Below are 1,284 nucleotides of genomic sequence, written 5' to 3' on the forward strand. Positions count from 1 at the left end.
GAGCTGTTGGTCCATGGCTAATCTCCAGCAAGGGCTGAGAGGAGATTAGCTTATTATCGGGGACTTAATCGCAGGTTCCCTAGCAAGTGATAATTGCCTATCCACGGGGCAACTGATCGACACAAATGAGGAACAACCCCGTCCGCGCGGGTCAGTAGACTGTGATGCATTTGATGATGCCGCGAGACGGTATACCCGCCCAGAACAATGGAGCCACCAGAAATTGGGCAAGCTGTTTCCTTCGGTTGATTTTGATAAGGAAGAAGGGACGTTTCAATGGGGATGCGGAACGTCAAGTCATATCCGTTTTTTTCACCTGAGGGCATTACTGGAAGAATCCGCTTTACAGCAAGAATTCAGGGAACTAGAGGTTAACCTGCTATTGTCTGGTATTTATGGGGAGGGTTTTTTACCCATTTTGCAAAAAGGCTTGGTTAATTACCATCTCTTGTTGTCTCCCTATAAATGGTCAGTTGAAGGACGTTGTCTTGCCATGCGCACTATGTCCGATGATGGTTCATATGCGATTGAGACATACCCCCTGAAATATGTGCATCGTGAGTCAATGGTCGTGCATGGTGCGCCATCATTGTTTGAATTGTCAGATCGCTTTTATGGGGGGGATGTTGTTCGTGCAGGAAAAACTGAACTGGAATTATTTCCCTTACTGTCACCGAAAAAGGCACTTATCACGTTGCTGGAGCAGGCGAGGCGGAAGCAACTGAGTTTGTGTGGTGTGTACGGCCTAAATCAACATGTGATCAAAGGTGAAAAAGGCGCCATTGCCTGCCGGCTCGTAACGTCTATTGCTCAGTCTGGGATGCTTGCAAGGCGTAATGTGGCCATTCTTTTTCTTAATGATTTTCCTTTAGAAGATTGGAACCAGCTGATAGATCAGCTTTCGCTGCCCTCGTCGGTAAACTTGAGGGCCGTTAGCATTAATAACCTTAAAGATGTTGATGTTTATCAGCTGAGTAGACGCTATGATGAATCCAAACCGTGTCTGCTATTGGTCAATACCGGGCCAGTCAGTGATGCTTTTTTTAAAGGGATTATTCAATGCGCTGAACTTTTTGTAACAGAGGGAGCAAACTCTGTCAGTCAATCCATCAAATACAATAAACCTTATCTCTCGCCTATTTCTCAAGACAGTTATTCTGTCCGTAATTATCGTTACCTGACGGAACTACCGGATTCCAGACCCGGTGTTTGTCAACATAGTTGTCGCCCCAACTCAAGCCGCTTTCTTAAGTTGATCAGCTGAAGATCTGTCGGGATTAAGCC

Annotated in this window: 1 protein-coding gene; it reads left to right on the forward strand. The window is 45.9% G+C overall.

Translation table 11 applies throughout. The features are described 5' to 3' along the window. Positions 1 to 223 precede the first annotated feature (223 nt). Positions 224 to 1,264 (forward strand): hypothetical protein, encoded by a 1,041-nt coding sequence (locus ABD892_RS10645; protein WP_345195603.1) that lies wholly within the window; start codon positions 224 to 226, stop codon positions 1,262 to 1,264. Positions 1,265 to 1,284: the final 20 nt, after the last annotated feature.

Source organism: Kistimonas scapharcae, from assembly GCF_039540975.1.
In the GTDB taxonomy this organism is placed as follows: domain Bacteria; phylum Pseudomonadota; class Gammaproteobacteria; order Pseudomonadales; family Endozoicomonadaceae; genus Kistimonas; species Kistimonas scapharcae.